General features: G+C 72.8%; 26 protein-coding genes and 1 tRNA gene. 17 read left to right on the top strand and 10 right to left on the bottom strand.

Features of this window, described 5'->3' with window-relative positions; translation table 11 throughout:
* Positions 1–89 precede the first annotated feature (89 nt).
* The 3 genes from BJY28_RS05580 (at position 90) to betT (ending at position 5,530) form a co-directional block, all read left to right on the top strand.
* Positions 90–1,580, top strand: a complete 1,491-nt coding sequence (locus tag BJY28_RS05580) for an aldehyde dehydrogenase family protein (protein ID WP_179462119.1) — start codon at positions 90–92, stop codon at positions 1,578–1,580.
* 147 nt (positions 1,581–1,727) lie between these two features.
* The gene (gene betA / locus BJY28_RS05575; RefSeq protein WP_179462118.1) at positions 1,728–3,488 is read left to right on the top strand and encodes a choline dehydrogenase; all 1,761 of its coding nucleotides are present in this window, start codon (positions 1,728–1,730) and stop codon (positions 3,486–3,488) included.
* Positions 3,485–5,530, top strand: a complete 2,046-nt coding sequence (betT, locus tag BJY28_RS05570; RefSeq protein WP_179462117.1) for a choline BCCT transporter BetT — start codon at positions 3,485–3,487, stop codon at positions 5,528–5,530. The genes betA and betT overlap by 4 nt, the downstream gene beginning before the upstream one ends.
* Positions 5,531–5,664: 134 nt before the next feature.
* Here the strand turns inward: betT and BJY28_RS05565 are convergent, their stop codons facing one another.
* A complete protein-coding gene (locus BJY28_RS05565) occupies positions 5,665–6,540 on the bottom strand; it encodes a LysR family transcriptional regulator (RefSeq protein WP_179462116.1) in 876 nt (291 codons plus the stop codon).
* 111 nt (positions 6,541–6,651) lie between these two features.
* Here BJY28_RS05565 and BJY28_RS05560 point away from each other — a divergent pair, with 111 nt between their 5' ends.
* From BJY28_RS05560 to BJY28_RS05550, 3 genes are all read left to right on the top strand, one after another.
* Positions 6,652–8,877: a sulfatase-like hydrolase/transferase gene (locus tag BJY28_RS05560; RefSeq protein ID WP_218875206.1), complete on the top strand. Its 2,226-nt coding sequence runs from the start codon at positions 6,652–6,654 to the stop codon at positions 8,875–8,877.
* A 74-nt stretch (positions 8,878–8,951) separates the two neighbouring features.
* Positions 8,952–9,743 carry an SUMF1/EgtB/PvdO family nonheme iron enzyme gene (locus BJY28_RS05555; RefSeq protein WP_343036983.1) on the top strand — a complete coding sequence of 264 codons (792 nt, stop codon included), beginning with the start codon at positions 8,952–8,954 and terminating at the stop codon, positions 9,741–9,743.
* 98 nt (positions 9,744–9,841) lie between these two features.
* A complete protein-coding gene (locus tag BJY28_RS05550; RefSeq protein ID WP_179462114.1) occupies positions 9,842–10,642 on the top strand; it encodes a DUF1295 domain-containing protein in 801 nt (266 codons plus the stop codon).
* Between the two features lie 92 nt (positions 10,643–10,734).
* Here BJY28_RS05550 and BJY28_RS05545 read toward each other — a convergent pair whose 3' ends face one another.
* From BJY28_RS05545 to BJY28_RS05530, 4 genes are all read right to left on the bottom strand, one after another.
* Positions 10,735–11,127, bottom strand: a complete 393-nt coding sequence (locus tag BJY28_RS05545; protein ID WP_179462113.1) for an SRPBCC family protein — start codon at positions 11,125–11,127, stop codon at positions 10,735–10,737.
* Between the two features lie 12 nt (positions 11,128–11,139).
* The gene (locus BJY28_RS05540) at positions 11,140–11,760 is read right to left on the bottom strand and encodes a hypothetical protein (RefSeq protein ID WP_179462112.1); all 621 of its coding nucleotides are present in this window, start codon (positions 11,758–11,760) and stop codon (positions 11,140–11,142) included.
* Between the two features lie 40 nt (positions 11,761–11,800).
* Positions 11,801–12,433: a hypothetical protein gene (locus tag BJY28_RS05535; protein ID WP_179462111.1), complete on the bottom strand. Its 633-nt coding sequence runs from the start codon at positions 12,431–12,433 to the stop codon at positions 11,801–11,803.
* Positions 12,434–12,576: 143 nt separating this feature from the next.
* Positions 12,577–13,758, bottom strand: a complete 1,182-nt coding sequence (locus BJY28_RS05530) for an acyl-CoA dehydrogenase family protein (protein ID WP_179462110.1) — start codon at positions 13,756–13,758, stop codon at positions 12,577–12,579.
* 103 nt (positions 13,759–13,861) lie between these two features.
* On the opposite strand from BJY28_RS05530, the gene BJY28_RS05525 reads away from it, so the two are divergent.
* From BJY28_RS05525 to BJY28_RS05500, 6 genes are all read left to right on the top strand, one after another.
* Complete coding sequence (locus BJY28_RS05525) at positions 13,862–14,620, top strand: DUF2470 domain-containing protein (RefSeq protein WP_179462109.1); 759 nt, start codon at positions 13,862–13,864, stop codon at positions 14,618–14,620.
* Positions 14,621–14,739: 119 nt separating this feature from the next.
* The gene (locus BJY28_RS05520; RefSeq protein WP_179462108.1) at positions 14,740–15,204 is read left to right on the top strand and encodes a transcriptional regulator, SarA/Rot family; all 465 of its coding nucleotides are present in this window, start codon (positions 14,740–14,742) and stop codon (positions 15,202–15,204) included.
* Entirely contained in the window at positions 15,201–15,623 is a 423-nt protein-coding gene (locus BJY28_RS05515; RefSeq protein ID WP_179462107.1) for an organic hydroperoxide resistance protein, read from the top strand. Before BJY28_RS05520 ends, BJY28_RS05515 begins: the two co-directional genes overlap by 4 nt.
* Before the next feature lie 5 nt (positions 15,624–15,628).
* Positions 15,629–16,639, top strand: a complete 1,011-nt coding sequence (locus BJY28_RS05510) for an NADP-dependent oxidoreductase (RefSeq protein ID WP_179462106.1) — start codon at positions 15,629–15,631, stop codon at positions 16,637–16,639.
* The gene (locus BJY28_RS05505) at positions 16,636–17,124 is read left to right on the top strand and encodes a DoxX family protein (RefSeq protein ID WP_343036981.1); all 489 of its coding nucleotides are present in this window, start codon (positions 16,636–16,638) and stop codon (positions 17,122–17,124) included. The genes BJY28_RS05510 and BJY28_RS05505 overlap by 4 nt, the downstream gene beginning before the upstream one ends.
* A gap of 236 nt (positions 17,125–17,360) precedes the next feature.
* A complete protein-coding gene (locus BJY28_RS05500) occupies positions 17,361–17,690 on the top strand; it encodes a rhodanese-like domain-containing protein (RefSeq protein WP_179463969.1) in 330 nt (109 codons plus the stop codon).
* A 129-nt stretch (positions 17,691–17,819) separates the two neighbouring features.
* Here BJY28_RS05500 and BJY28_RS05495 read toward each other — a convergent pair whose 3' ends face one another.
* Positions 17,820–18,773 (bottom strand): SDR family NAD(P)-dependent oxidoreductase, encoded by a 954-nt coding sequence (locus BJY28_RS05495; protein ID WP_179462105.1) that lies wholly within the window; start codon positions 18,771–18,773, stop codon positions 17,820–17,822.
* A gap of 177 nt (positions 18,774–18,950) precedes the next feature.
* Between BJY28_RS05495 and BJY28_RS05490 the strand changes: the two genes are divergently transcribed.
* Positions 18,951–19,484 (top strand): mycothiol transferase, encoded by a 534-nt coding sequence (locus BJY28_RS05490; protein ID WP_179462104.1) that lies wholly within the window; start codon positions 18,951–18,953, stop codon positions 19,482–19,484.
* 161 nt (positions 19,485–19,645) lie between these two features.
* Here the strand turns inward: BJY28_RS05490 and BJY28_RS05485 are convergent, their stop codons facing one another.
* Positions 19,646–20,191, bottom strand: a complete 546-nt coding sequence (locus BJY28_RS05485; RefSeq protein WP_179462103.1) for a nuclear transport factor 2 family protein — start codon at positions 20,189–20,191, stop codon at positions 19,646–19,648.
* A gap of 181 nt (positions 20,192–20,372) precedes the next feature.
* Here BJY28_RS05485 and BJY28_RS05480 point away from each other — a divergent pair, with 181 nt between their 5' ends.
* Together BJY28_RS05480 and BJY28_RS05475 are read left to right on the top strand one after the other, a co-directional pair.
* A complete protein-coding gene (locus BJY28_RS05480; protein ID WP_179462102.1) occupies positions 20,373–20,849 on the top strand; it encodes a hypothetical protein in 477 nt (158 codons plus the stop codon).
* 119 nt (positions 20,850–20,968) lie between these two features.
* A complete protein-coding gene (locus BJY28_RS05475) occupies positions 20,969–22,549 on the top strand; it encodes a cation:proton antiporter domain-containing protein (RefSeq protein WP_179462101.1) in 1,581 nt (526 codons plus the stop codon).
* Between the two features lie 42 nt (positions 22,550–22,591).
* Here BJY28_RS05475 and BJY28_RS05470 read toward each other — a convergent pair whose 3' ends face one another.
* The 3 genes from BJY28_RS05470 to BJY28_RS05460 all read right to left on the bottom strand — a co-directional run bounded on the left by BJY28_RS05470 (position 22,592) and on the right by BJY28_RS05460 (position 24,556).
* The gene (locus BJY28_RS05470; RefSeq protein WP_179462100.1) at positions 22,592–23,650 is read right to left on the bottom strand and encodes an NAD(P)-dependent alcohol dehydrogenase; all 1,059 of its coding nucleotides are present in this window, start codon (positions 23,648–23,650) and stop codon (positions 22,592–22,594) included.
* 84 nt (positions 23,651–23,734) lie between these two features.
* Positions 23,735–23,817 (bottom strand) — tRNA-Leu (locus BJY28_RS05465).
* Between the two features lie 46 nt (positions 23,818–23,863).
* Complete coding sequence (locus tag BJY28_RS05460) at positions 23,864–24,556, bottom strand: MerR family transcriptional regulator (protein WP_179462099.1); 693 nt, start codon at positions 24,554–24,556, stop codon at positions 23,864–23,866.
* A gap of 224 nt (positions 24,557–24,780) precedes the next feature.
* Between BJY28_RS05460 and BJY28_RS05455 the strand changes: the two genes are divergently transcribed.
* Both BJY28_RS05455 and BJY28_RS05450 read left to right on the top strand, forming a co-directional pair.
* Positions 24,781–25,059 carry a hypothetical protein gene (locus BJY28_RS05455; RefSeq protein WP_179462098.1) on the top strand — a complete coding sequence of 93 codons (279 nt, stop codon included), beginning with the start codon at positions 24,781–24,783 and terminating at the stop codon, positions 25,057–25,059.
* Positions 25,056–26,381: an EsaB/YukD family protein gene (locus BJY28_RS05450; protein ID WP_179462097.1), complete on the top strand. Its 1,326-nt coding sequence runs from the start codon at positions 25,056–25,058 to the stop codon at positions 26,379–26,381. The genes BJY28_RS05455 and BJY28_RS05450 overlap by 4 nt, the downstream gene beginning before the upstream one ends.

The raw sequence follows: 26,381 nt of genomic DNA, 5'->3' as shown, positions 1-26,381 counted from the left end.
CGCTGCCCCACCGGGCACTCCGGGACCACCCCCCCCTTCGTCCTCACCCTCCGTCCACACCCTTCGACCACCCCATGAGAAGGAGCGAGATGCCCAGCCTCTACATCGACGGGACCTGGCGCGACGCCGCCGCCGGCGGGACCCGCGAGATCACCTGCCCGGCCGACCGTCAGGTCGTCGTGACCGTCGCCGAGGGCGGCGCCCAGGACGCCCGCGACGCGATCGCCGCCGCCCGCACCGCCTTCGACCGTGGCCCCTGGCCGACCACCCCGACCCCCGAGCGGGCCGCCGTGCTCACCGAGGTCGCCGACCTGCTCGAGGCCGAGCTCGACGAGGTGGCGCGGCTGGAGTCGCTGGACACCGGCAAGCGGTTCGTCGAGTCGCAGGTCGACATGAACGACATCATCGGCGTCTTCCGCCACTTCGCCGCGCTCGTCCAGGGCGAGGCCGGGCGGGTCGTCGACACCGGCATGCCGGGCGTCTCCTCGAAGGTGGTGCACGAGCCGGTCGGGGTGTGCAGCCTGATCACCCCGTGGAACTTCCCGCTGCTGCAGACCGCGTGGAAGGTCGCGCCGTGCCTGGCCGCGGGCAACACCTTCATCCTCAAGCCGAGCGAGCTGACCCCGCAGACCTCGATCTGGCTCATGGGCGCCCTGGAGCGGGCCGGGCTGCCGGCCGGGGTGGCCAACCTCGTGCTCGGCACCGGCGCCGAGGTCGGCGCGGTGCTGACCGACCACCCGGACGTCGACCTCGTCTCCTTCACCGGCGGGCTGGCCACCGGCAAGACGATCATGGCCACCGCCGCCGGCACCGTGAAGAAGGTGGCGCTCGAGCTCGGCGGGAAGAACCCCAACGTCATCTTCGCCGACGCCGACCTGCCGGCCGCGATCGACAACGCGCTCACCGCGATCTTCCTCGACTCCGGCCAGGTGTGCTCGGCCGGGGCGCGGCTGGTCGTCGAGGAGTCGATCCACGACGAGGTCGTCGACACCCTGGTGGCCCGCGCTCAGCAGATCCGGATGGGCGGGCCCTTCGACCCCGAGGCCGAGACCGGGCCGCTGATCAGCGACGAGCACCGCGACAAGATCGTGCGCTACGTGCAGACCGCGGTCGACGAGGGCGCGGTGCTGCGCTGCGGCGGGGAGATCCCCGGCGGCGCGCTGGCCGAGGGCAGCTACTACCCGCCGACGATCCTGGACGGCTGCACCGCCGAGATGAGCGCGGTGCAGGAGGAGTCCTTCGGGCCGGTGCTGACCGTGGAGACCTTCTCCGGGGACACCCCGGCCGAGGCCGAGGACGCCGCGGTGGCCATCGCCAACCACACCGTCTACGGGTTGGCCGGCGCGGTGTGGAGCAGCAACGCCGGGCGCGCCGAGCGGGTGGCCGGGCGGCTGCGGCACGGCACGATCTGGATCAACGACTACCACCCCTACGTGCCGCAGGCCGAGTGGGGCGGGATGAAGCGCTCCGGCATCGGCCGCGAGCTCGGGGTCGCCGGGCTGCACGAGTACATCGAGACCAAGCACGTCTGGCACAACACCCAGCCGGCCCCCGCCGACTGGTTCCCCGTCCACGACTGACCCTCCCCCTTCGCCCCCTTCGGCCCTGAGGAGCGTTTATCGGGTTACCCGATAAACGCTCGGTCACCGGAGAAGGCTTCCCCCCGAAACGAGCTGTTATCGGGTTACCCGATAAAGGCACCCTCCCTGGAAACGAGGTCGCAACCAATGAAGAAGCGCTACGACTACGTCATCGTCGGTGGTGGCTCGGCCGGGTCCGCCCTGGCCAACCGCCTCTCCGCCGACGAGTCCACCAGCGTGCTGGTCCTCGAGGCCGGCCGCGCGGACTTCATCATGGACCCGCTGATCCACATGCCGGCGGCGCTGATGTTCCCCTCCGGCAACCCGCTCTACGACTGGGCCTACGAGACCGACCCGGAGCCGCACATGGGCGGCCGCCGCGTCCCGCACGCTCGCGGCAAGGTACTCGGCGGGTCGTCCTCGATCAACGGGATGATCTTCCAGCGCGGCAACCGCGGCGACTACGACAAGTGGGCCACCAACGCCGGCCTGGAGCACTGGGACTACGAGCACTGCCTGCCCTACTTCAAGCGGATGGAGACCTGCGTCGCCGGCGCCGACGCCTGGCGCGGCGGCTCCGGCCCGCTGGCGATGGAGCGCGGCCCGGCCTCCAGCCCGCTCTTCCAGGCCTTCTTCGAGGCCACCACCCAGGCCGGCTACGCCCGCACCGACGACGTCAACGGCTACCGCCAGGAGGGCTTCGCCCCCTTCGACCGGAACGTGCGCCACGGCAGCCGGCTCTCGGCGGCCCGCGCCTACCTGCGCCCGATCCGCGACCGCAAGAACCTCGACATCTCCACGCTGTCGATGGCCACCGGGCTGCGCTGGTCCGGCACCCGGGTCACCGGCGTCGACTTCACCCGGGCCGGGCGGCCCCGCTCGGTCGAGGCCGGCGAGGTCATCCTCTGCGGCGGCGCCTTCAACTCCCCGCAGCTGCTGCAGCTCTCCGGCGTCGGCAGCCCCGAGGTGCTGCGCGCCGCCGGCGTCGACACCCGGGTCGAGCTGCCCGGCGTCGGTGAGAACCTGCAGGACCACCTCGAGGTCTACCTGCAGCACACCAGCCTGCAGCCGGTCTCGATCGCGCCCTGGCTGAAGAAGTGGAAGGCCCCCTACATCGGTGCGCAGTGGCTCTTCGCCGACACCGGGGTGGGCGCGAGCAACCACTTCGAAGGGGGCGGCTTCATCCGCACCAACGACGACGTCGCCTACCCCAACCTCATGTTCCACTTCCTGCCGATCGCGGTCCGCTACGACGGCACCGCCCCGGAGGGCAAGCACGGCTACCAGGTACACATCGGCCCGATGAACTCCGACGTGCGCGGCCGGGTGCACATCACCGACGACGACCCGCGGCACCACCCGTCGATCCTCTTCAACTACCTCTCGACGGAGAACGACCGCCGCGAGTGGGTCGAGGTCATCCGCGCCGCCCGGCACATCCTGCGCCAGCCGGCCTTCGCCGCCTTCGACGGCGGCGAGATCAGCCCCGGCCCCTCGGTGGAGACCGACCAGGAGATCATCGACTGGGTGGCCCAGGACGCCGAGACCGCGCTGCACCCCTCGTGCTCGGCGAAGATGGGCACCGACGAGATGGCCGTGGTCGACCCGTCCTCGATGCGGGTGCACGGCACCGACGGCCTGCGGGTGGTCGACGCCTCGGTCTTCCCCTCGATCACCAACGGCAACATCTACGCCCCGGTGATGATGGTCGCCGAGAAGGCGGCCGACCTCATCGCCGGCAACACCCCGCTGGCCCCGGAGGCCCCACCGACCTACAAGGCGAACGCGGGCATGCCGCTCTACCCGCCGGGCGACCCGCGCAACGACGCCTGGAACACCCCGACGAGCATCCCCAGCTCGATCGACGCCATCGCGGCGCAGCGCGCCGCTCAGGAGGAGACCCGATGAGCACGACCACCGACCCCGCCACACCGCCAGGTCAGGAGACCCGGGCCGACAGGCCGCGCAAGCCCACCCCGAAGATCCCGGTGCTCACCGTCGCCGGCGTCATCACCGTGATCGTCGCCGGCTGGGCGCTGATCGCCCCGGAGAGCTCCGGGGAGATCCTCGGCAGCACCGTCGGCTGGATCTCGGAGTGGTTCGGCTGGTTCTACATCGCGCTGGCCACCGTGGTGCTCGTCTTCGTCCTCTACGTCGGGCTGCGCTACTCGAAGGTGCGGCTGGGCTCCCCGGACGACCGGCCGGAGTTCTCCACCTTCGCCTGGGCCTCGATGCTCTTCGCCGCCGGCATCGGCACCGACGTGATGTTCTACGCGGTGGCCGAGCCGGCCAGCCAGTTCCTCGCCCCGCCGCAGGGCGACGGCGGCACCCTGGACGCCGCCCGCGAGTCCACCGTGTGGACCCTCTTCCACTACGGGATCACCGGCTGGGGCATGTACGCGCTCATGGGCATCGCGCTCGGCTTCGCCGCCTACCGCAAGGGGCTGCCGCTGGCGGTGCGCTCGACGCTCTACCCGCTCATCGGCAAGCGGGTGCGCGGCCCGATCGGTGACGCCGTGGACATCGCCACCGTGCTCGGCACGATCTTCGGCGTGGCCACCAGCCTGGGCATCGGCGTGGTCATGCTCAACGTCGGCCTCGACCTGCTCTTCGGCATCGAGCAGGGCACCCCGGCGCAGATCGCGCTGGTCGTCGTCGCCGTCCTCGTCGCCACCATCTCGGCGACCACCGGCGTCGACAAGGGCATCCGGCTGCTCTCCCAGCTCAACGTGCTGCTGGCGATCGCGCTGGCCGCGTGGGTGCTGATCACCCGGGACACCGCCTTCCTGCTGCGGGCGGCGATGATGAACGTCGGCGACTTCGTGTCGATGTTCCCCGGGATCACGATGGACACGATGGCCTACGACTACGACGCCGACTGGATGGGCGGCTGGACGCTCTTCTTCTGGGCATGGTGGATCGCCTGGGCGTGCTTCGTCGGCATGTTCCTCGCCCGGATCAGCAAGGGGCGCACCATCGGTCAGTTCGTGCTCGGCACGATGACCATCCCCTTCAGCTACATCGTCATGTGGGTGACGATCTTCGGCAACAGCGCCGTGCAGAAGATCATGGACGGCGACGCCGAGTTCGGCGAGGCCGCGATGAACACCCCGGAGCTGGGCTTCTTCACCCTGCTGCAGGACACCCCGGGGGCGACCGTGCTGGTGGCCCTGGCGACCTTCGTCGGGCTGCTCTTCTACGTCACCTCGGCCGACTCCGGGGCGCTGGTCATGGCGAACCTGTCCTCGGACCTGCCGGACAACGACACCGACGCGGCGCCGTCGATGCGCATCGTCTGGGCGGCCGCCACCGGTGTGCTGACCATCGCGATGCTCACCGTCGACGGCATCCCGGCGCTGCAGAGCGCGACGATCATCATGGGGCTGCCCTTCGCCTTCGTCATGATCCTCGTGATGTGGGCGCTGCACCGGGCGCTGGAGGAGGACCGGGTGCTCGGCGTGGCCCAGCGGGTCTCGCTGACCCGCTCGATCGTCGGCCACCCGTCGGGCTCGGGCTCGTGGCGCCGCCGGCTCTCCCGGACCTTCGGCACGGTGACCGTGAAGCAGGCCGAGGAGCGGCTCGACGACGTCGTGCTGCCCTCGCTGCAGGAGGTCGCCGGCGAGCTGACCGAGCGCGGCGTGGTCGCCGAGGTCAGCGAGGACACCGGCAACGGCCGGATCGGGCGCACCGCCAAGCTCGTCGTCCCGGCGACCGAGATCGGCTACGAGGACTTCTGCTACCTCGTGCAGGTGCGCCGCACCCCGGCGCCCAGCTACGGGGCGCGGATGCTCGAGGCGGACGACACCACCACGCTGCTGGAGGTGGCGCTGCCGACCGGCGTGAGCTACGACCTCATGGACTACGACGGCGACGAGGTCTGCCACGACGTGCTCGACCACTACGAGCGCTGGGCGAACAGCTCGGCGGCGGTGGCCGACCACGGCAGCTGAGCCGGCAGCACCGGGCGCCACCTCACGTGGCCCCGGGGAGATGACGAAGGGCGGGACCGTGCGGTCCCGCCCTTCGTCGTCTGTCGGCTGGTCGTCCGTCGGCTCGTCGTCCGTCGGCTGGTCAGACCGCTGGGTCACCCCTCCCGGTCGAGCTCTTCCTGGATGAGCCCGCGCAGCGCGTCGAGGTACCACGGCGGGTCGTCGCGCCACCAGATGAGCCACACCGGCAGCGGCGGGGCGTCGCGCACCCGGCGGAAGACGACACCGAGCCGGGAGTACTGCACCGCGGTGGCCTGCGAGGTCAGGCCGATCCCCTGCCCGGCGGCGGTCTCGGTGAGCCACTCGTCGGTGCCGCTGACCGTGCGGAAGCCGGCCGGGTACTTCTCGGGCGACCACAGCTCCTCGCGGGTGGTGCCGGTGAGCGCCTCGACGGCCACCGTCCGTCCTGCGAAGTCGGCCATCCGCAGGCTCCGTCGGCGGGCCAGCGGGTGCTCCCGCGGCAGCGCGGCCACCCGGGACTCGTGCCCGAGCAGGGCGGTGCCGATCTGCGCCATCCCCGGGTCGCGGCGGACCACGGCCACGTCGGCGAGGCCCTCGTTGAGCCCCGAGAAGCGGCCGGTGGAGTTGACGAAGACGAGCTCGGAGCCGGGGTGCAGCTCGGCCCACCGGCGCTGCACCGGCGCGGTGTGCGCGCCGAGCGCCGCCCAGGCGTAGCCGATCCGGATCGGGCCCTGCTCGTCGCGGGCGGCCCGGCGGATCGCCTCGCCCTCATCGTGCATGGTCCGGGCGTGCCGCAGCACCCGGCGACCGGCCACGGTGAGCGTGACCACCCGACCGCCGCGCACGAGCAGCCGCGCCCCGAGGGCCTGCTCCAGCGCGGCGACGTGCCGCGAGACCGAGGCCTGGGTGGTGCCCAGCGCGATCGCGGCGTCGGTGAAGGTGCCCTCGTCGACGACCGCGAGGAAGGAGCGCAGGTCGCGCAGGGAGAGCTCGGAGCGGTCGCCTGCCATCCGCGGATCGTATCCGTGTCGTGGCGTGTGCATCTCCAGCATGGCGCGGTCCGTCGCCGAGGGGTGCGGACCTGCCTTGACCCCGGGCCGGGCCAGATCCGATAGTCAGGTGTGCCGCAGACCCGCCCGAACATCCTGCTCGTGCTCGTCGACGACATGGGCTTCGGCGCATCGTCCCCCTACGGCGGTCCGTGCCGGATGCCGGTGGCGCAGCGGCTCGCCGACGACGGGGTGCGGCTGACCCGCTTCCACGTCACCTCGCTGTGCTCACCCACCCGGGCGGCGCTGCTCAGCGGCCGCAACCACCACACCGTGGGCATGGGCGCGACCAGCGAGATGACCTCCGACCATCCCGGCTACGACGGGCGGCGGCCAGCGACCGCGGGCACCCTGGCGCAGGCGCTGCACGGCGCCGGGTACGCGACCGCCGCCTTCGGCAAGTGGCACCAGACCCCGCCGTCCGAGACCGGGCCCGAGGGTCCCTTCACCTACTGGCCCACCGGCGAGGGGTTCGAGCACTTCTACGGGTTCATGGGTGCCGAGATGAACCACTGGTACCCGCAGCTCTACCGCGGCACGACGCCGGTCGAGCCGGACCGCACGCCCGAGGAGGGATACCACCTCACCGAGGACCTCGTGGAGCAGACCGACGCCTGGATCCGGGAGGCGGCGGAGGGGGACCGGCCGTTCTTCGCCTACGTCGCCTTCGGGGCGACGCACGCCCCCTTCCACGTCGCACCGGAGTGGTCGCGGCGCTACCGCGGCGAGTTCGACCGGGGCTGGGACGCGGTGCGCGAGACCACCCTCGCCCGGCAGCGCGAGCTGGGCATCGTGCCCCCGGAGACCGAGCTCGCGCCGTGGGCGCCCGGGGTGCCGCGCTGGCACGAGCTCGACGAACCGGCCCGGGCGGTGGCCGCCCGCTTCATGGAGACCTACGCCGGCTTCGCCGAGCACACCGACGCCCAGGTGGGGCGGCTGGTGGACACCCTGGACGAGCTCGGGGTGGCTGAGGACACCGTCGTGCTCTACCTGCTCGGGGACAACGGGGCCTCCGGCGAAGGGGGCCTGGAGGGCACCCTGCGGGAGCACCTCGTCGGGCACGGCGGCGCCGACGACGTCGCCGACATGGCCGACCGGCTCGAGGAGTTCGGCTCGGCGAGCACCTACGGGCTCTACCCGGCGGGGTGGGCGCTGGCGATGAACACCCCGTACCAGTGGACCAAGCAGGTCGCCTCGCACCACGGCGGCAACCGGGACGGGGCGATCGTGCGCTGGCCGGCCCGGATCCGCGACGGGGGCACGGTCCGGCACCAGTGGCACCACGTCATCGACGTCATGCCGACGCTGCTCGAGGCGGCCGGGGTGGCCCCGCCGACGGAGGTCGACGGAGTGGCCCAGCAGCCGCTGGACGGGGTCTCGATGCACGCCGCGCTGCTCGACGCCGACGCCCCGGAGACCCGCCCCACCCAGTACTTCGAGATGGTCGGCAACCGTGGGATCTACCACGAGGGGTGGACCGCGGTGACCCAGCACGGGGTGCCCTGGCGGATGGCCGAGGAGCCGCGCGGCTTCGACGAGGACACCTGGGAGCTCTACGACACCCGCAGCGACTGGAGCCAGACGCGGGACGTGGCGGCGGACGAGCCGGAGCGGCTGGCCGAGCTGCGAGCGCGCTTCGAGGTGGAGGCGCAGCGCTACCGGGTGCACCCGCTGGACGACCGGGTCACCGAGCGGGAGAACCCGGACCTCGCGCCGCGGGCCGACCCGCGGCGCGGGATCACCACCTTCGTCTACGGGCCGGAGACGGCCCGGCTGACCGAGGAGGTCGCGCCGAACGTCAAGAACCGCTCGCACACGATCACCGCGGCCGTGCGCGTCCCGGAGGGCGGAGCCGAGGGCGTGCTCGTCGCGCAGGGCGGCGCCTTCGGCGGGTGGAGCCTCTACCTGCACGAGGGCCGGGCGACCTACGCCTACAACCTCTTCGGGCGCGACCTGACGATCGTCCGGGCGCCGGAGCCGCTGGCGCCCGGCGAGCACGAGGTGGCGCTGGCCTTCGGCTACGACGGTGGGGCGCCGGGGGCCGGCGCGGACCTGGCGCTCTCGGTGGACGCAGTGATCGTGGCGGCCGGGCGGCTGGAGGAGACCACCGCGTACTACTTCTCCTTCGACGAGACCTTCAACGTCGGGGTGGACCGCGGGACCGCCACCAGCCCGGAGTACGTGCCGCTGCGCAACCGCTGCGCCGGCGAGGTCGTGCGGGTGCGGGTCGACCTCGGCGACGACGTCGAGCCGCTGACCGAGGCGCAGGAGCAGCAGCGGCTGCTGGCGCACGAATGAGCTGCTGCGCGCCGTCGTCGGGGCCGTGGGAGGAGTCGCGTGGCCACGATGTACCGGCCGGCGCGGGCGCCGCGGTGCTTGCGACGCCCTGGCGCGCGGTGCCCGGCGGGCCGGTGCGGATCGGCAGCGAGGACCCCTTCGGCTACCCGGAGGACGGCGAGTCGCCGGTACGCACCGTGGACCTCGCGCCGGTCGAGCTCTCCGCGGTGACCGTGACGAACGCCGACTGGGCCGCCTTCGTCGCCGCGACGGGGCATCGGTCGCTGGCCGAGCGCAGCGGCTGGAGCTATGTCGTCGCGGGGTTCGTCGCCGACCCGGAGCGGTGGCCGGCGGTGGCGGCGGCGCCGTGGTGGTTACGGGTGGACGGGGCGACCTGGGCCACCCCGGAGGGGCCCGGCTCGGACGTCGAGGACCGCGCCGACCACCCGGTGGTGCACGTCAGCCACGGCGACGCGACCGCCTTCGCCCGCTGGGCCGGGGCACGGCTGCCGACCGAGGTGGAGTCGGAGGCCGCGGCGCGTGGCGGGCTGGACCAGGCGACGTTCCCGTGGGGCGAGGAGCTGACGCCCGGCGGGGAGCACCGGATGAACGTCTGGCAGGGCAGCTTCCCCGAGGTGAACACCGGCGAGGACGGGTGGATCGGGACGTGCCCGGTTCGGTCCTACGAGGCGAACGGGTACGGGCTGCACTGCGTCACCGGCAACGTGTGGGAGTGGACGGCGAGCGGGGATGATCCGGCCGTCGTGACGAAGGGCGGCTCCTACCTGTGCCATGCCTCGTACTGCCGCCGCTACCGGCCGGCCGCGCGGCAGCTGCTCGCGCCTGGCTCGACGACCGGCAACCTCGGCGTCCGGCTGGCACGCTGACTCCATCCGTCGTCGCCGCCAGCACGAACCTCGTTGTGACTGCGCGACACCAGGACCCCGCACCCACGACCACGACCACGACCACGAGGAGCGAACCGATGATCGACCTGAGGAACCTGCGCCGCGTCGCCGCGACGGCGCTCGGGGTGACCGCCGCCGTGCAGGCCGGGACCGCTGCCGTGGCCCTGCCGAAGGGGAGACGCGACTACGTGGACGTCGTCTGGGGGCCGGGCCTGGGCGCGATCGCCCTCTCCAGCGCGCTTGTCGGCACCGGGGATGCGCGGCGCCGCTGGGCGCTGGCCACGGTCGTCGGGGGCTGGGCGGCCCGGCTGGGCGCGCACGTGCTGCCGCGGATGACCGGGCACGACGAGGAGGACCCGCGCTACGCGGAGTGGCTGGAGGGGGACTCGACGGCGCGGGTGATCGGCAAGGTCTTCGTCATGCAGGGCGCGGCGCAGCTCGCCGTGTCGCTGCCGATCCAGGTGGCGGCGGCCTCGACGCTGCCGCGCTCGGCGCGGCGGCTGCTGCTGCCGGCCGGGATCGCGCTGGCCGTCGGTGGGGCGGTGCTCGAGGCGGTGGCCGACCGGCAGAAGGAGGAGTACACGGCGACGCCGAAGGACGAGCGGCCGCAGGTGCTCGACACCGGCGTGTGGGGGATCTCCCGGCACCCGAACTATCTCGGCGACTCGCTGGTGTGGGACGGGGTGTGGCTGGCCGCGGCCGCGTCGTCGCCGGGCGGATGGACCTGGCCCGCGCCGGCGCTGATGAGCTACGTGCTCATCCAGGGCACCGGGGCGCGGCTCACCGAGCGGCGGATGGAGGGGCGTCCGGGGTACGCCGACTACCAGCGGCGGGTGCCCTTCTTCTTCCCCGACCCGCGGCGGCTGCTCGGGTCGTGAGGTGCTCGCACGGTGAGGTGACGCGGTGTGCCAGGAGCACCTGAGTCGTCGGGGGGCCGTTCGGCGGCGGCTCGGCCGTCGCCGCCGCCAGGTCAGCCGGTCGACCGGTCGCCCACCAGGCGACGCAGCGCCGTACGCGCCAGCGGACGGTAGAGGTGCATCGGGAAGGGGGCGTGGATCGTCACGACCACCCGCGACCCACCCTCGGGTGAGGCGTCGAGCCGGTGGTCCATGAGGATGCTGGCGCGACCGGGACCGACCCGCCACTGCCAGCTGCGGCCGGTGTCGTCGACCTCGGTGATGAAGACCGGGATCCGCAGGCCGGCCGGACCGTGCACCGTCCCGCGAGCGCCGGGCCGGATCGGGCTCGGCAGGTCCTGGACGCGGGTGATGTGCGGCGCCCACCCGGGCCACGCCTCGGGCGTGACGAGGTCGTGCCAGACGTCGTCCGGTGGGCGGGGGCCGGTGGCATGGACGGTGATCACGGGTCTCCGGGACTACCTGCTGTTGGGATCGTCCGTACGACTCGCAGGCAGCTCAACCACGCTGGCAGGTGACCAGCTGGGGTCAAGCGTGAGGGGTCCGTATCCGAGAACGTGAGCGGACAGCACATCCACCTCGCGCCGAGGATGTCCGAAGAAGGCACCCACCCGCGCACACACCCGCGGATAGGGACGCTCGCGAGCGGCACCATCACCCTTCCAGTTGGAGTTCGGAACGATAAGGATGAGGTGCTGGATATCCGGCGCGATGTGCGCCTTCCACATGTCCTTCAGGTCATGGTTGTTGTTGACGGTCCCGCCGCGCTCGACTTCAGCCATCACCCCTCGCCCGTCGCTGAGGCGATACACGAAGTCAGGGCGCGCCTGCGTGACGATGCCGTCCTGCTTGGTCAGGACCACCTCTTCGCGAAACTCCATCTCGCGGGTGAGCACCAGAGACACGATGTCCTGGATGGCACGGCTCTGCGCGCCCGGGAGATGAGCGCCGTCGATCTCCGCCGACCGGAGTTCAAGCTGCCGCTGCAGCTCTGCTGCCAAGCCCGCGACTCGTCTCGACTCGTCAGCCTCTGAGGCTGAGACGTCGCCCCGGGTGTATCCCTGCCGCTCGATGGTCACCGGCGGAGCTTCCCAAAGCTGACCGGCAGAAGCTAGCCCCCTACCGCACCACCGTCGTGACCACCCGCGTCAGGCACGGCCGGGCGGGCGTCGAGCTGAAGCCGAAGTCCGGGGGCGGGTCGACATCGTTCAGGCCACCGAAGTCCTCGCCCAGCCAGGTGCCGGAGAGGGCGCTCACCGCGTGCTGGTCACGGGCTCCGTAGTACTCCCGACGACCGCCGCCGGCACTCCCCTTCGTCCGTACCCCGGGGAAGACGTGCCGGGCGATCGGGTCCACCGCCGAGGCGAAGACCGGGCTCGTCGCGACCGGTCCGGGAACGAGCCGCAGCAGCCGGCCCACCCCGGTGCGGGCGCCGATGCCGAGCCGCGCCTGCAGCGGACCGGCATCCAGCTGCCAGTGCTGCTCGCCTGACGACTGAACCACCGGGTCCTCGGCGTCACGGGTCTCCTCGACCGACACCGGCGTGGTGATCACCCGGTCGAAGGAGTAGGTCGCGGTGACGTACTCGGCGACCTGCTCGTCCGGTGCCAGCAAGACCCTTTCCCCGTCCGGCAGCGCCACCATGACGTCCGTGAAGGCTCCCAGCGGCGAACGCGGCCAGTCACCGATGACGAGCCGCAGCCCCGATGTCGTGCCAGCACCGAGGATGCGGCCGTCGAAACGATCCTTCATGCACACACCCTACGAAGCGGCCTCACGACCCCCGACCCGACAGACGCTCACCTTCGTGGCAGACGCTGCGCTTGCAACCTAGGGAGGTCCAGCTGCCTAGGGAGTTGGGGAGAACGAGTTGGGGAGACTGGAGCGGCCGCGGGTCAGCGGAAGGCGGGGGTGCCGGTGAGGGCCTGGCCGATCATCAGCTGGTGCACCTCGTTGGTGCCCTCGTAGGTCATCACCGACTCGAGGTTGTTGGCGTGCCGCAGCACCGGGTACTCCAGGGTGATCCCGTTGGCGCCCAGCAGGGTCCGGCACTCGCGGGCGATGCCGATGGCCTCGCGGACGTTGTTCAGCTTGCCGAGGCTGACCTGCTCCGGGCGCAGCGAGCCGGCGTCCTTGAGCCGGCCCAGCTGGAGGGCGAGCAGCATGGCCTTGCCGAGCTCGAGGGTCATGTCGGCGAGCTTGGCCTGGGTCAGCTGGTAGCCGGCCAGCGGCTTGTCGAAGATCTCCCGGTCGCCGACGTACTCCACCGCGGCCTCCAGGCAGTCCCTGGCCGCGCCGACCGCGCCGAAGACGATGCCGAAGCGGGCCTCGTTGAGGCAGGACAGCGGCCCGGAGAGCCCGCGCGCCTCGGGCAGCATCGCCGAGGACGGCAGCCGCACGCAGTCGAGGACGATCTCGCCGGTGATCGAGGCCCGCAGCGAGAGCTTCTTGGTGATCTCCGGTGCGGTGATTCCGGGGGTGTCGGTCGGCACGACGAAGCCGCGGACCCCCTTCGAGCCCTCACCCTCGTCGGTGTTCGCCCAGACCACGGCCACGTCGGCGACCGGGGCGTTGGTGATCCACATCTTCGTGCCGTCGAGGATCCAGTCGTCGCCGTCGCGGCGGGCGCGGGTGCGCATGCCGGCCGGGTTGGAGCCGAAGTCGGGCTCGGTGAGGCCGAAGCAGCCGATCGCCTCGCCGGTCGCCATCCGCGGCAGCCACTGCTGCTTCTGCTCCTCGCTGCCCCAGCGGTGGATGGCGAACATCGCCAGCGACCCCTGCACCGAGACCAGCGAGCGGATGCCGGAGTCGGCGGCCTCGAGCTCCAGGCAGGCGAGCCCGTAGGCGGTCGCCGAGGTGCCGGCGCAGCCGTAGCCGTCCAGGTGCATGCCGAGCAGCCCGAGCTCGCCGAGCCGCGGGGCCAGCTCGCGCACCGGCACGGACCCGGCCTCGTACCAGTCCTGCAGGTGCGGGCGGACCTGGTCGGCGAGCACGCCGCGGACCGAGCGCTGCATGTCCCGGTCGTCGGGGTCGATCAGCCCGTCGATGCCGAAGAGCTCGAAGGGGGTGCTGGTCATGCCGGGTCCTTTCGTCGCGGGCGGGGACCTGAGTCCTGTTTCAGGAAGGGTCTCACGCATGCGGGCGGGTCGACACCGAGCAGCCGTCGTGCTTTAGTTAGGTATGCCTAATCTTACCGGTCGCGAGTCGACGGCCTCCCTGCCGTCGACCAGCCCCGCCGAGCACGCCCGGACCATGCTGGCCACCGCCTCCGGGGTCGAGCTGCGATCGGGCAGCTGGACCCGCCAGGTGATGCGGCACGCCATCGATCTCGACGGCAGCATCCTCGTCCCCGAGGCCGACCTCACCGGCAGGCCGCGGATCGCCCGCCCCGGGACCCCGGCGCCGGTGCTCACCCTCAGCGCGCTCGACGTCTGCGTCGTGCCGCAGCCGGACCGGGTGCGCGGCGGGGTCATCCTCCGCGGACCGGTGCACCGGATCCCGGGCGCGCTCCCCGAAGGGGTGCGCGAGTACCTCACCGAGCACACCCGCAGCGACGAGGTGGTGCGCCTCTACCCCACCTCGGTGTCGGTGCAGTGGCGCTGCGAAGGGGGCTTCGGCTGGCGGGCGCTGCCGGTCGAGGACTACACCTGCGCCGACCTGGACGCGCTCGTCGGCTGGGAGAGCGAGTGGATCAGCCACCTCGCCGACCACCACGACGACGCGCTGACGCACCTGGCCCGCCGGGCCGACCCGGACCTGCCCGTCGAGATCGGCGTGCTGCGGCCGGTGCTCGCCGACCGCTTCGGGCTGGTGCTGCGGCACTACGCCGGCGACGCCGTCCGAGACGTGCGCATCCCCTTCCCGCACGAGGTGACCTGCGGGTGCGAGGCGGTCGAGGGGCTGAACCGCCTCCTCGGCACCCTCGGTCCTGAGGCCTGAGGGCTGACGTCCGAGGGCGACGCCCGAGACGCGCCGTCACCGACCGCCACCCCAGTTGACGGTCCCCCTTCCGAGCATTTAAGTTGCGCACAACTTAGTTGTGTGCAACTGTTGTCTCTGTGAGCACGGCACCACTCGACGACCAGATCTGCTTCGCCCTTCATGCGGCGTCGCGGGCGGCCGTCGGCTGCTACCGGGAGAGCCTGGACGAGCTCGGCCTGACCTACCCGCAGTACGTCACCCTGCTGGCGCTGTGGGAGCGCGACGGGCAGAGCGTCCGCGAGCTCGGCGAGGCGCTGCAGCTCGACAGCGGCACGCTCTCGCCGCTGCTGCGCCGGATGGCCGACGCCGACCTGGTCGAGCGCCGCCGCGAGGGCCGTGACGGCCGCGCGGTCACGGTGCACCTCACCGACGCCGGCCGCGCCCTGGAGAGCCAGGTCGCCGCCGTGCAGCAGCGCGTCTACGGCGCGCTCCAGATGACCCCCGAGGAGCTGGCGACGCTGCGCGCGCTCGCCCAGCGCTTCTCGGAGACCACCCGCACGACCACGCGCACCACCGATCGCACGACGAAGGAGATCTCATGAAGGCTCTCTACACCGCAGAGGCGCTGGCCACCGGCGCCGGCCGCAACGGCCAGGCCCGGCTCGCCGACGGCAGCCTCGACCTCGGCATGGCGATCCCGCAGGAGATGGGCGGCAGCGGCGACGGCGCCAACCCCGAGCAGCTCTTCGCCCTCGGCTACGCCGCCTGCTACCACTCCGCGCTGCAGGCCGTGGCGCGGCAGAGCAAGACCGACATCTCCGGCAGCTCGGTCGGCAGCCGGGTGCACATCGGCTCCACCGACGACGGCGGCTTCCAGCTGGCGGTCGACCTCGAGGTGACCATCCCCGACCTGGACCACGACGCCGCCCAGCAGCTGGCCGACCAGGCCCACCAGGTCTGCCCCTACTCCAACGCGACCCGGGGCAACATCGAGGTCAACGTCTCGGTCGTCGAGGACTGATCGGCATGAGCGAGCAGCCCACCAGCACCCGTCACATCGCCCTCGCCTCGCGACCCACCGGGGAGCCCACGGCCGAGAACTTCCGCCTGGAGACCGTCGACCTGCCCGAGCTCGCCGAGGGTCAGGTCCTCGTCCGCAACGAGGTCATGTCGGTCGACCCGTACATGCGTGGCCGGATGGACGACCGCGAGTCCTACGTGGCCCCCTTCGCCGTCGACGCACCGCTGGACGGCGGCGCGGTCGGCGAGGTCGTCGCCTCCCGCTCGGAGGCGGTGGCCGTCGGCCAGCACGTGCTGCACGGGCTCGGCTGGCGCGAGCACGCAGTGCTGCCCGGCGACCGGGTCAGCGTCGTCGACACCGATGCCGCTCCTGCCTCGGCCTACCTCGGGATCCTCGGCATGCCGGGGCTGACCGCCTACGCCGGTCTCACCGCGGTCGCCGAGATGAAGGAGGGCGACATCGTCTTCGTCTCCGGCGCGGCCGGTGCCGTCGGCTCGGCCGTCGGGCAGATCGCCAAGGCGCTCGGCGCGGAGAAGGTCATCGGCTCGGCCGGCAGCCCGGAGAAGGTGCAGCGGGTGCGCGAGCTGGGCTTCGACGAGGCCTTCGGCTACCGCGACCGTCCGGTGCGGCAGAGCCTGCGCGAGCTGGCGCCGAGCGGCATCGACGTCTACTTCGACAACGTCGGTGGCGAGCACCTCGAGGCGGCCATCGGGTCGCTGCGACTCTTCGGCCGGGTGGCGATGTGCGGGGCGATCGCCCAGTACAACGCCACCGAGCCGGCACCGGGGCCGCGCAACCTCGCGCTGGCCATCGGCAAGAACCTCACCCTGCGCGGCTTCATCGTCGGGCACTACGACCACCTCGCGGCCGAGTACCGCGAGCGGGCGACTCAGTGGCTGGCCGATGGGCGGCTGCAGGCTGACGAGACCTTCCGGGAGGGGTTGGACGCGGCGCCGCAGGCCTTCATCGACCTGCTCGGCGGCGCGAACACCGGCAAGATGCTGGTGCGGCTGTGAGTCGGCGCGACGCCGACCACGGCCCGGCCCTCGGTGACACCCGCGACACGGGCGTCACCGAGGGCCGGGTGAGCCGGTCGCTCAAGCGTGCGGCGCAGGCCACCCTGGGGGGATTCATGGTCTTCGCCGGCGTCGGGCACCTCACCTTCGCCCGCGAGGAGTTCCAGGCCCAGGTGCCGCCGTGGGTGCCGCTCGACCCGGACCCGGTGGTGCTCGCCTCGGGTGTCGTCGAGGTGGCCGTCGGCTCGGCGCTGCTGCTCGCCTGGCGCCAGCCCGTCCGGGCCGTCGTCGGCGCCGGGACCGCCGCGCTCTTCGTCGCGGTCTTCCCCGGCAACATCGCCCAGCTCACCGAGCACCGCGACGCCTTCGGGCTGGACACCGACCGGGCTCGCGCCGTGCGGCTGCTCTTCCAGCCGGTGCTCATCGGCTGGGCCCTCTGGTCCACCGACGCCGTCCGCGAGTGGCGCCGCCGCCGCGCTCGCTGACCACCTGACCACCACCACCTGACTACCACCACCTGACCCGCCGACCTCACTCCCCCGATACCCCAACTCGCAGGCTCCCCCACCACCCCCAACCCCCTAGGCAGCTGCAGGCGCTGCGCTTGCAAGCGCAGGGTCTGGGGAGAAGGTGAGCGTCTGTCCGAGCCGCGAGCTCTCCACTCCACCGGGCTGCCACCGCACCCGACCGGTCCGGCTGGCACGATGGCTGCATGAGCGAGATGAACCCCGAGGCTCAGGTCGCCGTGAGCGACATCACCGACGACGCCGTGGTGCTGGACGTCCGCGAGGACGACGAGTGGCAGGCCGGTCACGCTCCCGGCGCGGTGCACGTGCCGCTCGGTGACGTGCCGAGCCGGCTCGCCGACCTGCCCGAGACCGACGAACCGCTGCCGGTGATCTGCCGCTCCGGCGGACGGTCCGGGCGAGCGGTCGCCTGGCTGTCCCAGCAGGGCTTCGACGTCGTGAACGTCGACGGCGGCATGCGCGCCTGGAACGCCGCCGGCAAGCCGGTGCGCACCGACGACGGAGGCGACGGCTCGGTCATCTGAGCTGTCGGCCCGCCCTCCCGACACAGACGCTCACCTTCTCCCTAGACCCTGCGCTTGCAAGCGCAGGGTCTGCAGCCCCTTAGGCAGTTGGGGGTCAGGGGCAGAAGAGGGGGCGCGCGGGGGCGGGGGTCAGGGGAGGTCGAGGGCGTCCAGGGTCCAGGTGAGCATCCGGTCGCGGGAGGCTCGGTCGGTCGCCTTCAGCCCGAGCCAGGTGCTCGGCCGCGGCGCCCGATCCTGCCACAGCCGACCTCCCTCCGGCGCCGGCTCGGTGGCCATGAGCCAGACCGTCGTGTCCGCGCCGGCCGAGGCGTCCCGCAGCACCGGCGCCATCACCTTGGCGAAGGTGGGCAGGCTGTCGGTGACCCCGGGCGTCGCCGCCCAGCCGGGGTGGGTGGCGTGCACCGTCATCCCCGGCCAGCGTCGGGTGAGCGCGGGCAGCAGCTCGACCTGGGCGCGCTTGCTGCGGGCATAGGCCGTCGTCGGGCTGTACTCGCCATCGACGTACTCCGGGTCGTCGGCGCGCAGCTCCTGCGCGTACATCCCGCCCGAGGTCACGAAGACCACGCGGGCGTCCTCCTCCAGCACCGGCTGCAGCAGCTCGGTGAGCAGCACCGGCCCGAGCAGGTGCACCGCCATCGACAGCTCGTGCCCCTGCGGGCTCTCGGAACGCTCCGGGGGCATCACCCCGGCGTTGTGCACGATCCCGCGCAGCGCCACCTTCGCCCCGACGAGGCGGTCGACCAGGTCCCGCACGTCGTCGAGGTCACCGAGGTCGCAGCGCCAGATGGTGCAGGCGTCGAGCACCCCGAGCTCGGTCAGCGCCTCGCGCGCCTTGTCCTCGCTGCGCACGACGACGTGCACGTAGGCACCGAGCGCCGCGAGGTCGGCGACGGTCTGCGCGCCCAGGCCTGATGAGCCGCCAGTGACGAGCACGCCGCGGCCGGCGAGCGCCTCCGGCCCAGGGTCGTCGGGCCAGGTGTCGAGCCGGCGCCGCACCGCAAGGCCGATCGAGGTGTAGCCGGGCACGATCATCCGGTCCAGGGCGGTGTCGATCGCGCGATCGACGGCGTCGGGCAGCTGCATGCTCCCGACGCTACGCGCCGTCACCTCCGGGAGGACCCGCGAGCCCTCGCCGATCCGCCACCTCCCCCTGACCGCTCCCGATGCACAGGCCCCACCACACCCGCGCCTCCCCCGTACGGCGCTCCACCTCCGGGCCACCGGCCGGTACGCGCGGTGCGCGGGGCCTATCGTGAAGGCATGACGACGTTGCCGCCTGCCCTGTCCGTGCTGCGCGAGTGCTTCGGCCGGGTCCGTGAGGAGCTGCCCTCGGTGCTGGACGGCCTCACGCCCGACGAGGTGCTCTGGCGGGCCGACGCAGAGGCCAACCCGATCGGCTGGCTCGTCTGGCACCTGCTGCGGGTGCAGGACGACCACCTCGCCGGGGTGGCGGCGGCGCTGGGGCGCACCGTGGACCAGGCATGGACGGAACACAAAAGGCGCTTCGGCCTCCCCTACCCGAGGGACGCCATCGGCTACGGCCACTCGAGCGCGGACGTGGCCGCCTTCGACGTCACCGACCCGGCGCTGCTCCTGGGGTACGCCGAGGCGGTCGACGCGCTGACCGAGCAGGTGCTGGCGGGGATGACCGAGGACGAGCTGCAGCGCCAGGTGGACACCTACGACGGCGAGCCGATCACCGCTCAGGTGCGGCTGGTCTCGGTGGTCGGCGACACCACCCAGCACCTCGGTCAGGCGAGCTACCTGCGCGGGCTGGTCGAGCGCCGGCGCTAGGCCGCTGTCTGGCCGGTGGAGGTGATGCGACGCGCCCTGCCGCGTCCGGTTACCTCCACCCGCGGGCTGATCTCACAGGTGGAGGTGATGCGACGCGCCCTGCCGCGTCCCGATACCTCCACCCACGGCCCGACCCCGCGCGTGGAGGTGACCCGACGCGCTCAGCCGCGCAGCTGACCCCGCGGCGGTCGCGGCGGTGCGACCCGGGGCATGATCCAGCGCTCGACCGCGTCCATGGCCAGAGCCATCGGCAGCGCACCGCGCGAGGCGAAGGCGGCCCGGCGCGGCATGACCCCTCGCTGGTGCAGCCCGTCACCGAGACGGGCGAGCAGCGAGACCGCGGCGGGGACCGGCCGCACCAGCAGGCGCACCTCGGCGACCCGGCCGTCGTCGCCGAGGGTCAGCCACTGCACCTCTTCGAGCGGCCGGCCGCCGAGCCGGGCGGTGGTCCGCACGGCCCACTCCCTTCCCGATCCGGTCACGCCGGCCACCTCGGTCTCCTTGAGCAGGTCGAGGGCGGCCGCGATGACCTCGCCGACCTGGTGCCGTCCGCGGAAGACGAAGGCCTCGGTCAGCGGTGAGGTGAGCACCACGTCGTCGGCCATCTGCTGCACGGTCAGGGCGCGGTCGCCGTGGCGGTAGCCCTGCACCCAGGCCTCGATCGTCGGCGGGAGTCCGGTCTCGGGAGTCTGCTGAGCTGCACTCATGACCCCATCATCACCCAAGTTGGATAGTTCCGCTACCTAATCGTGCGTGCGAGATCGGCGCCGCGTGCGGAGAACCTCTCGCTCACCGGACAAGGCTTCCCCCGCATCCGAGCGATTATCGGGTAACCCGATAAAGGCATCGGGGGCGAAGGGAGGGGGAGGGGGAGGTAGCGTCCGGGGCATGACGCAGCCCCCGCCGATCCTCATGGGCCTCTACCGCTACCCCACGCTCATGACGTCGAAGTCGGAGCCGGTGATCCTCGGGGTGCTGCCCGGCCGGGTCTGGCTCACCGGCCAGGACGGCGTCTTCTTCGACGCGCCGGCCCAGACGATCACGGCCAAGGCGAGCAAGGTCGGGCACGTCACCCTCGAGGTCGCCGGCACCAAGCACATCGTCGCCGGGGTGGGCAGCGCGAAGGGCGCCCCCTACAGCCAGGCGCAGCTCGACGAGCTGGCGGCCTCGCGGCCGGCGGTCCAGGCGGACCCCTCGGCCCAGACGCTCATGGCCGGGCGGGCGCTCTACGTGGGCTCGACGAGCTCCAGCGACGGCACCTACGGCGGGGCGCTGAGCAGCGCCGCGGGCGGCGAGATCGGCCAGCAGCGGGACGCCGGGGCCGCGCTGCGCGAGCTGCTCGGGGCGGTCGGCGTCGCGGTCTGACCTGCGCCCACCGCACGCCAACCGCGCGCCAACCGCGCGCCAACCGCGCGCCGACCGCGGGCCAACCGACCGACGGACGCCCCTGCGCCCGAGCAGGGTCGCCTCACTAGGCTCCGGTCATGGAGGTCGCCAGCACGTACCTGGTCGTGACCTTCGGCTGCGCCCTGCTGGCGGTGGTGCTCCGGCTCCCGCCGCTCGTCGGCTTCCTCAGCGCCGGCTTCCTGCTCGCGGCGATCGGCGCCGACCCGCTGCCCGGGCTGGAGGTGGCCGCCGACCTCGGCGTGACCCTGCTCCTCTTCGGCATCGGCCTCAAGCTCGACGTCCGCACCCTGGTCCGCCCCGAGGTCTGGGTGACCTCGGTGGCCCACATGGGCATCTTCTCCATCGTCGGCGCCGGGGTGCTCGGCCTGCTCTCGCTCGCCGGCCTGCCCTACCTCGCCGGGCTGGGCTGGCCAGGGCTGCTGGCGCTCGGCTTCGCCCTGTCCTACTCCTCGACCGTGCTCGTGGTGAAGGTCCTCGAGGACCGCGGCGAGCAGCAGGCCTTCTACGGGCGGATCGCCCTCGGCGTGCTCGTCATCCAGGACCTCGCCGCGGTGCTCTTCATCGTCGCGGCGAACGGCGAGCTGCCGTCCCCCTGGGTCTTCGCCCTCGTGCTGCTCTGGCCGCTCTCCCGCGTGGTGCGAGCGCTGTGGGGGTGGCTGGGCCACGGCGAGATGCAGGCCCTCTTCGGCATCCTCGTGGCGCTGGTGCCGGGCTACGCCCTCTTCGAGGCCCTCGGGCTGAAGGGGGATCTCGGCGCCCTGGTCATGGGTCTGCTGCTGGCCGGGCACCCGGCCGCCACCGAGCTCTCCCGGCAGCTGTCCTCGATCAAGGACGTGCTGCTCATCGGCTTCTTCATCAACATCGGCATGACCGAGGTGCCGCAGCTCGACCACGTGCTCGTCGCGCTGGTCGTGCTCGTGATGCTGCCGCTACAGGGCTGGGGCTACGCCGGGCTGCTGCGGCTCTTCCGGATCACGCGGCACGCCACCTCACGGGTGGGGCTGCTGCTGGCGAACTTCTCCGAGTTCGGCCTCATCGTCACCGCGACGGCTAGCGCCACCGGGTGGGTCAGCGAGGACTGGCTGACGATCATGGCGCTGGCGGTGGCGGCCAGCTTCGTGCTCTCGGCGGCGGTGAACCGGCACGAGCGGCTGGCCGACGAGGTGGCCCGGGCGCTGCCGGCCGACCCGCCGCGGGAGCGGGTGCACCCGGAGTGCCGACCCTTCGACGTCGGTGACGCCGAGGCCGTGGTCATCGGCATCGGCCGGGTCGGCACCGGCGCCGCGCACCAGCTCGCCGACGTGCACCACCTGCGCACCCTCGGGGTGGAGCAGAGCCGGGACAAGCTGGCGCCGATCACCCGGGGCGGGATCCAGGTCATCGAGGCCGACGGCACCGACACCGGGCTGGTCGACGCCATCGTGGAGAGCCCGACGATCCGCCTCGTCGTGCTCGCGCTGCCGGCCCACCAGGCCTGCCTGGACATCACCCACCTGCTGCACGAGCACGGCTACACCGGGGTGATCGCCGCGGCCGCCCGCTACGAGGACCACGCCCGGCAGCTGCGCGCGGCCGGGGTGGACGTCGTGCTGCAGGTCTACGCCGGCGCCGGGGCGCAGCTCGCGGACGAGGCGCGGGCGCTCACCGACGCGCGGTGAGCGCCCGCCCCGGCCCGGTCGCAGGCTCGGGAGCCCCGGTCCTCAGCCGGCGAGGGTCGTGGTGTCGATGACCGCGCGGTAGCGCACGTCGCCGGCGACGACCTTGTCGTAGTAGTCGTCGACCTGGTCGGCGCCGATGACCTCGACGGTGGCGGCGACCCCGTGCTCGGCGCAGAAGTCGAGCATCTCCTGGGTCTCCGGCAGGCCGCCGATCATGTTGCCGGCCAGACGACGCCGGTTGGCCAGCAGCGAGAAGGCGCTGACCTGCAGCGAGTCGGTCGGGGCGCCGACGTTGGCGAGCACGCCGCCGCGGTCGAGCAGGCGCATGTAGGAGTCCAGCGGGATGCCCGAGCCGACGGTGTTGATGATGACGTCGAAGCTGCCGGCGAGCTCGCTGAAGGCGGTGCCGTCCTCGGTGGCCCGGTAGTCGGTGGCGCCGAAGGCGAGCCCGTCCGCCTTCTTCGCGTCGGTGCGGCTGAGCACGGTGACCTCGGCGCCCATGGCGGCCGCGATCTTCACCGCGACGTGGCCGAGCCCGCCGAGCCCGATGACCCCGACCCGGCTGCCGGGGCCGACACCGTGCTCCTTGAGCGGGTGGTAGGTGGTGATGCCGGCGCACAGCAGCGGGGTCACGGCGGCGTGGTCGCTCTCGGCGTAACCGTCTGGGATGCGCACGACGAAGGCGTCCTTGACGACGACCTGGTCGCTGTAGCCGCCCTTGGTCACCTCGCCGTGGTAGTCCTCCTGGCCGTAGGTCTGCACCGACCCCTTCGTGCAGTACTGCTCCTCGCCGTCGGTGCACGGGGCGCACTCGCCGCAGGAGTCGACGAGGCAGCCGACGCCGACGACGTCGCCGACCTGGTGGCGGGTGACCTGGTCACCGACGGCGACGACGGTCCCGAGGATCTCGTGACCGGGGGTGAGCGGGTAGAGGGTCTCGCCCCACTCGCCGCGCTTCATGTGGATGTCGCTGTGGCAGATGCCGGCCCAGCGGATGTCGATCTGCACGTCGTCGGGGCGCAGGTCGCGGCGCTCGATCTGGACCCGCTCGAAGGGGGCGTCGGCCGCGGCGGCGGCGAGGGCGGGGACGGTGGTGGGCATGCAGGTTCTCCTTCAGACGGCTGCGGGGTGACACGCAGCAGGGGCGGACCTCGTCGAGGTCCGCCCCTGCTGGTGCGTCATGCGTGCGAGAGGGGGGATTTGAACCCCCACGCCCATAAGGACACTGCCACCTGAAGACAGCGCGTCTGCCGTTCCGCCACTCTCGCGTAAGTGTCGCCCGCAGCCTCTGGTCCGAGGCGTCGAGCCGTCACATCATGCCTCACCAGGGGGGCGGGCAGCAAAACCGGGGCCCGGGCCGGTCGACGGGAGACGGGTGTGCGCCGCGTGCTGCTGGGCCAGGCGGCGCAGCGCGACGAGCACCGGGTCGAGCAGCACGGTGCCGAGGACGACCTGACGGACCGCCGCGGCCGGCTCGCTCGGCACGGTCGCCAGGTCGGTCTCGGCGACCTCGAGGCAGATCTCGGCGTAGCGGGCGAGCAGCTCGTCGGAGTACCCGATGTCGGCGGTGACGCACGCCTCGATCGCCTCGTCCAGCTCGTCGACGACCGGGTCGGGTAGCCGCACGTGCCAGCCGAGCGCCCCCATCAGGGCGGCACCAGGGCTGGGCGGAGCGGTCGCGTCGCCCTCTGCGTCCGCGCTCACCGGCCCGGCGCCTCCCTCTCCGCCCTCGGTGTCGTAGAGCGAGAGCTGGGCGGCGGACATCACGTCGGCCGGGCCGATCGAGCCGTCCTCGATGACGCTGAGCACCTGCCGCACCCGGGCCAGCGAGAGACCGCCGACACCGATCAGCGCGCGCACCAGCCGCAGCCGCTCCACGTGCGAGGCGTCGTAGTCCGCCTGGGTCCGGGAGATCGCCCGCCCGGGCGGGAGCACCCCTTCGCGCAGGTAGTACTTCACGGTGGCCACCGAGACGTCACCGGCGTCGGCCAGCTCCGAGATCTTCACCGCACCTCCTGTTGCGCGGGCGCCGCGCGTACCCGTAGACAGTACGACTACCTAGTGCCTGGTGGCGCCGTTCGGAGCCCTCCGGCCGGACGTGGCGCACCTGACGGATGCCCTACCCCGCTCCGACGCGCGAAGGGAGCCCACCTCACGTAGCCTGCCGGGCGGGACACGATCGGGCCCGACGCCGGCCCTCCAGTGGCGTTGCAGGGGAAGGACTTCGAGGTTTGGCGTACGACCACGACGAGCAGCTGATCGAGGCGACGGCCGTCCGGCGGACCCGGCTGGCCCGCGCCCTCCTCTTCGGCGAGCACCGGCTGCTGCGCAGCTGGACCGACCGGGTGGGCACCCACCTGGCCGCGGCCTTCCTCGCGGTGCTGGCCTGCGCCGGCTGCGTGGCCGCGAGCTTCATCATCGACCTCTTCGCCAACGACGAGCGGATGGGCCGCACCGCACCGACCCCGGACGAGGTCACGGTGAGCGCACCCGCCGGAGGTGCCCGATGAGCACCGCCACCGATCACCCCGTCGTCGGCCCCTACCTGCGCACGACGATCCTCACCAGCGCCCGGGCGATCGACGTCGTGCTGCCGACCACCCAGCCGGTGTCCTCGCTGCTGCCCGCGCTGCTCGACCTCGTCGGCCCGGAGGCCGGCGGCAGCAGCCACCGGCTCTACCTGCTCGACGGGCGGCCGCTGCGCCAGGACCTCACCCTCGCCGAGGCGGGGCTGCGCGACGGCGCCCAGCTGCGGCTCACCGGGGCCGCCGAGGCGCCGCCGGACCCGATCGTCTACGACCTCGTCGACGCGGTCGAGGAGGAGCGCCCCCGCGGTGTCTGGGACGGCGCCTCCCGGGACTGGGCGCTGCCGCTGGTCATCGGCGGGCTGCTGGCCGCCGCCGCGGTGGTCTCCGGGAGCCCGACCCTGCGCTCCACCGGCTCCGGGCTGGCCCTGGTCGGCGTGGTGGCGCTGGCCGCCTCGCTGGTCGCCGCCTGGCGATCCCGGACGGCGATCGCCTGGGGCAGCTTCACCGTGGCCTGGGTCATGCTGCCGCTCGGCACGATGCTCAACGCCTCCACCCGCGACCTGGTCTGGGTGGGCTTCGCGGTGCCGATCCTGCTGCTCAACCTCGGCGCCTGCGCGCGGCAGATGCCGGCCGCGTCCGCCGGGGTGATGGCCTGGCTGGGGGTGCTCGTCGCGGGCGGGGCCACCTGGGGGCTGACCGGCGAGGTCGGCCTGGCGGCAGCCGTCGTCGTCGTGCTGTGCGGGATGTTCCTCGGGCTGGCGCCGCGGATCGCGCTGGCCACGACGGGGGCTTTCTCCGTGGACGAGCAGCTCGGCCGGGGCGCCCAGCTGCGACGCAGCCGGGTGGCCAGCACGGTGACCGCCGCGCACCTCTCGCTGCTCGGTGCGGTCGCGGTGATCGCGCTCAGCGGCGCCGCGGCGATGGCGGTCGCCGTGAGCGAGCGCCCCGACGACGGATGGACCCTGGCACTGGTCGGCTCGGCCGCGGTCGCCTGGCTGGTCCGGGTGCGCCACGTCCCGCTGGTCGCCGAGCGGCTGCTCCTCGGCGCCGGCGCGCTCGTGGGCCTGGCCGCGGTGGCCCGGGTCGCCGCCGAGCGGTGGCCGGCCGCCGAGACCGCGCTCGTGCTGGGCCTGCTCGCCGCCGCGGCGGTGTGCACGCTGGTGCTGCTGCGCGAACCCACCCCGCTGATGGCCGCGACCGTCCGTCGCTGGGCCGGCCGGCTGGAGACCGTCGCGGTGCTCCTGGGCATCCCGCTGCTGGTCGGCGCCTTCGGCGTGTACTCCGCGATGCTCGACACCTTCTGA

Origin of the sequence: Janibacter alkaliphilus (assembly GCF_013408565.1) — a bacterium.
Taxonomy (GTDB): domain Bacteria; phylum Actinomycetota; class Actinomycetes; order Actinomycetales; family Dermatophilaceae; genus Janibacter; species Janibacter alkaliphilus.
Note: the sequence above shows the minus strand (reverse complement) of the source record. Positions and strands in the feature narration are given on the sequence as shown.

Excerpts from the sequence above, each read along its gene's own strand:
- BJY28_RS05550 (WP_179462114.1), top strand. The coding sequence starts at position 9,842 with ATGATCGACCTGAGGAACCTGCGCCGCGTCGCCGCGACGGCGCTCGGG.
- BJY28_RS05530 (WP_179462110.1), bottom strand. The coding sequence starts at position 13,758 with ATGACCAGCACCCCCTTCGAGCTCTTCGGCATCGACGGGCTGATCGAC.
- BJY28_RS05475 (WP_179462101.1), top strand. The coding sequence starts at position 20,969 with ATGGAGGTCGCCAGCACGTACCTGGTCGTGACCTTCGGCTGCGCCCTG.
- betA (WP_179462118.1), top strand. The coding sequence starts at position 1,728 with ATGAAGAAGCGCTACGACTACGTCATCGTCGGTGGTGGCTCGGCCGGG.
- BJY28_RS05500 (WP_179463969.1), top strand. The coding sequence starts at position 17,361 with ATGAACCCCGAGGCTCAGGTCGCCGTGAGCGACATCACCGACGACGCC.
- BJY28_RS05510 (WP_179462106.1), top strand. The coding sequence starts at position 15,629 with ATGAGCGAGCAGCCCACCAGCACCCGTCACATCGCCCTCGCCTCGCGA.
- BJY28_RS05490 (WP_179462104.1), top strand. The coding sequence starts at position 18,951 with ATGACGACGTTGCCGCCTGCCCTGTCCGTGCTGCGCGAGTGCTTCGGC.
- BJY28_RS05525 (WP_179462109.1), top strand. The coding sequence starts at position 13,862 with ATGCCTAATCTTACCGGTCGCGAGTCGACGGCCTCCCTGCCGTCGACC.
- BJY28_RS05485 (WP_179462103.1), bottom strand. The coding sequence starts at position 20,191 with ATGAGTGCAGCTCAGCAGACTCCCGAGACCGGACTCCCGCCGACGATC.
- BJY28_RS05480 (WP_179462102.1), top strand. The coding sequence starts at position 20,373 with ATGACGCAGCCCCCGCCGATCCTCATGGGCCTCTACCGCTACCCCACG.
- BJY28_RS05450 (WP_179462097.1), top strand. The coding sequence starts at position 25,056 with ATGAGCACCGCCACCGATCACCCCGTCGTCGGCCCCTACCTGCGCACG.
- BJY28_RS05565 (WP_179462116.1), bottom strand. The coding sequence starts at position 6,540 with ATGGCAGGCGACCGCTCCGAGCTCTCCCTGCGCGACCTGCGCTCCTTC.
- betT (WP_179462117.1), top strand. The coding sequence starts at position 3,485 with ATGAGCACGACCACCGACCCCGCCACACCGCCAGGTCAGGAGACCCGG.
- BJY28_RS05515 (WP_179462107.1), top strand. The coding sequence starts at position 15,201 with ATGAAGGCTCTCTACACCGCAGAGGCGCTGGCCACCGGCGCCGGCCGC.
- BJY28_RS05495 (WP_179462105.1), bottom strand. The coding sequence starts at position 18,773 with ATGCAGCTGCCCGACGCCGTCGATCGCGCGATCGACACCGCCCTGGAC.
- BJY28_RS05470 (WP_179462100.1), bottom strand. The coding sequence starts at position 23,650 with ATGCCCACCACCGTCCCCGCCCTCGCCGCCGCCGCGGCCGACGCCCCC.
- BJY28_RS05535 (WP_179462111.1), bottom strand. The coding sequence starts at position 12,433 with ATGAAGGATCGTTTCGACGGCCGCATCCTCGGTGCTGGCACGACATCG.
- BJY28_RS05580 (WP_179462119.1), top strand. The coding sequence starts at position 90 with ATGCCCAGCCTCTACATCGACGGGACCTGGCGCGACGCCGCCGCCGGC.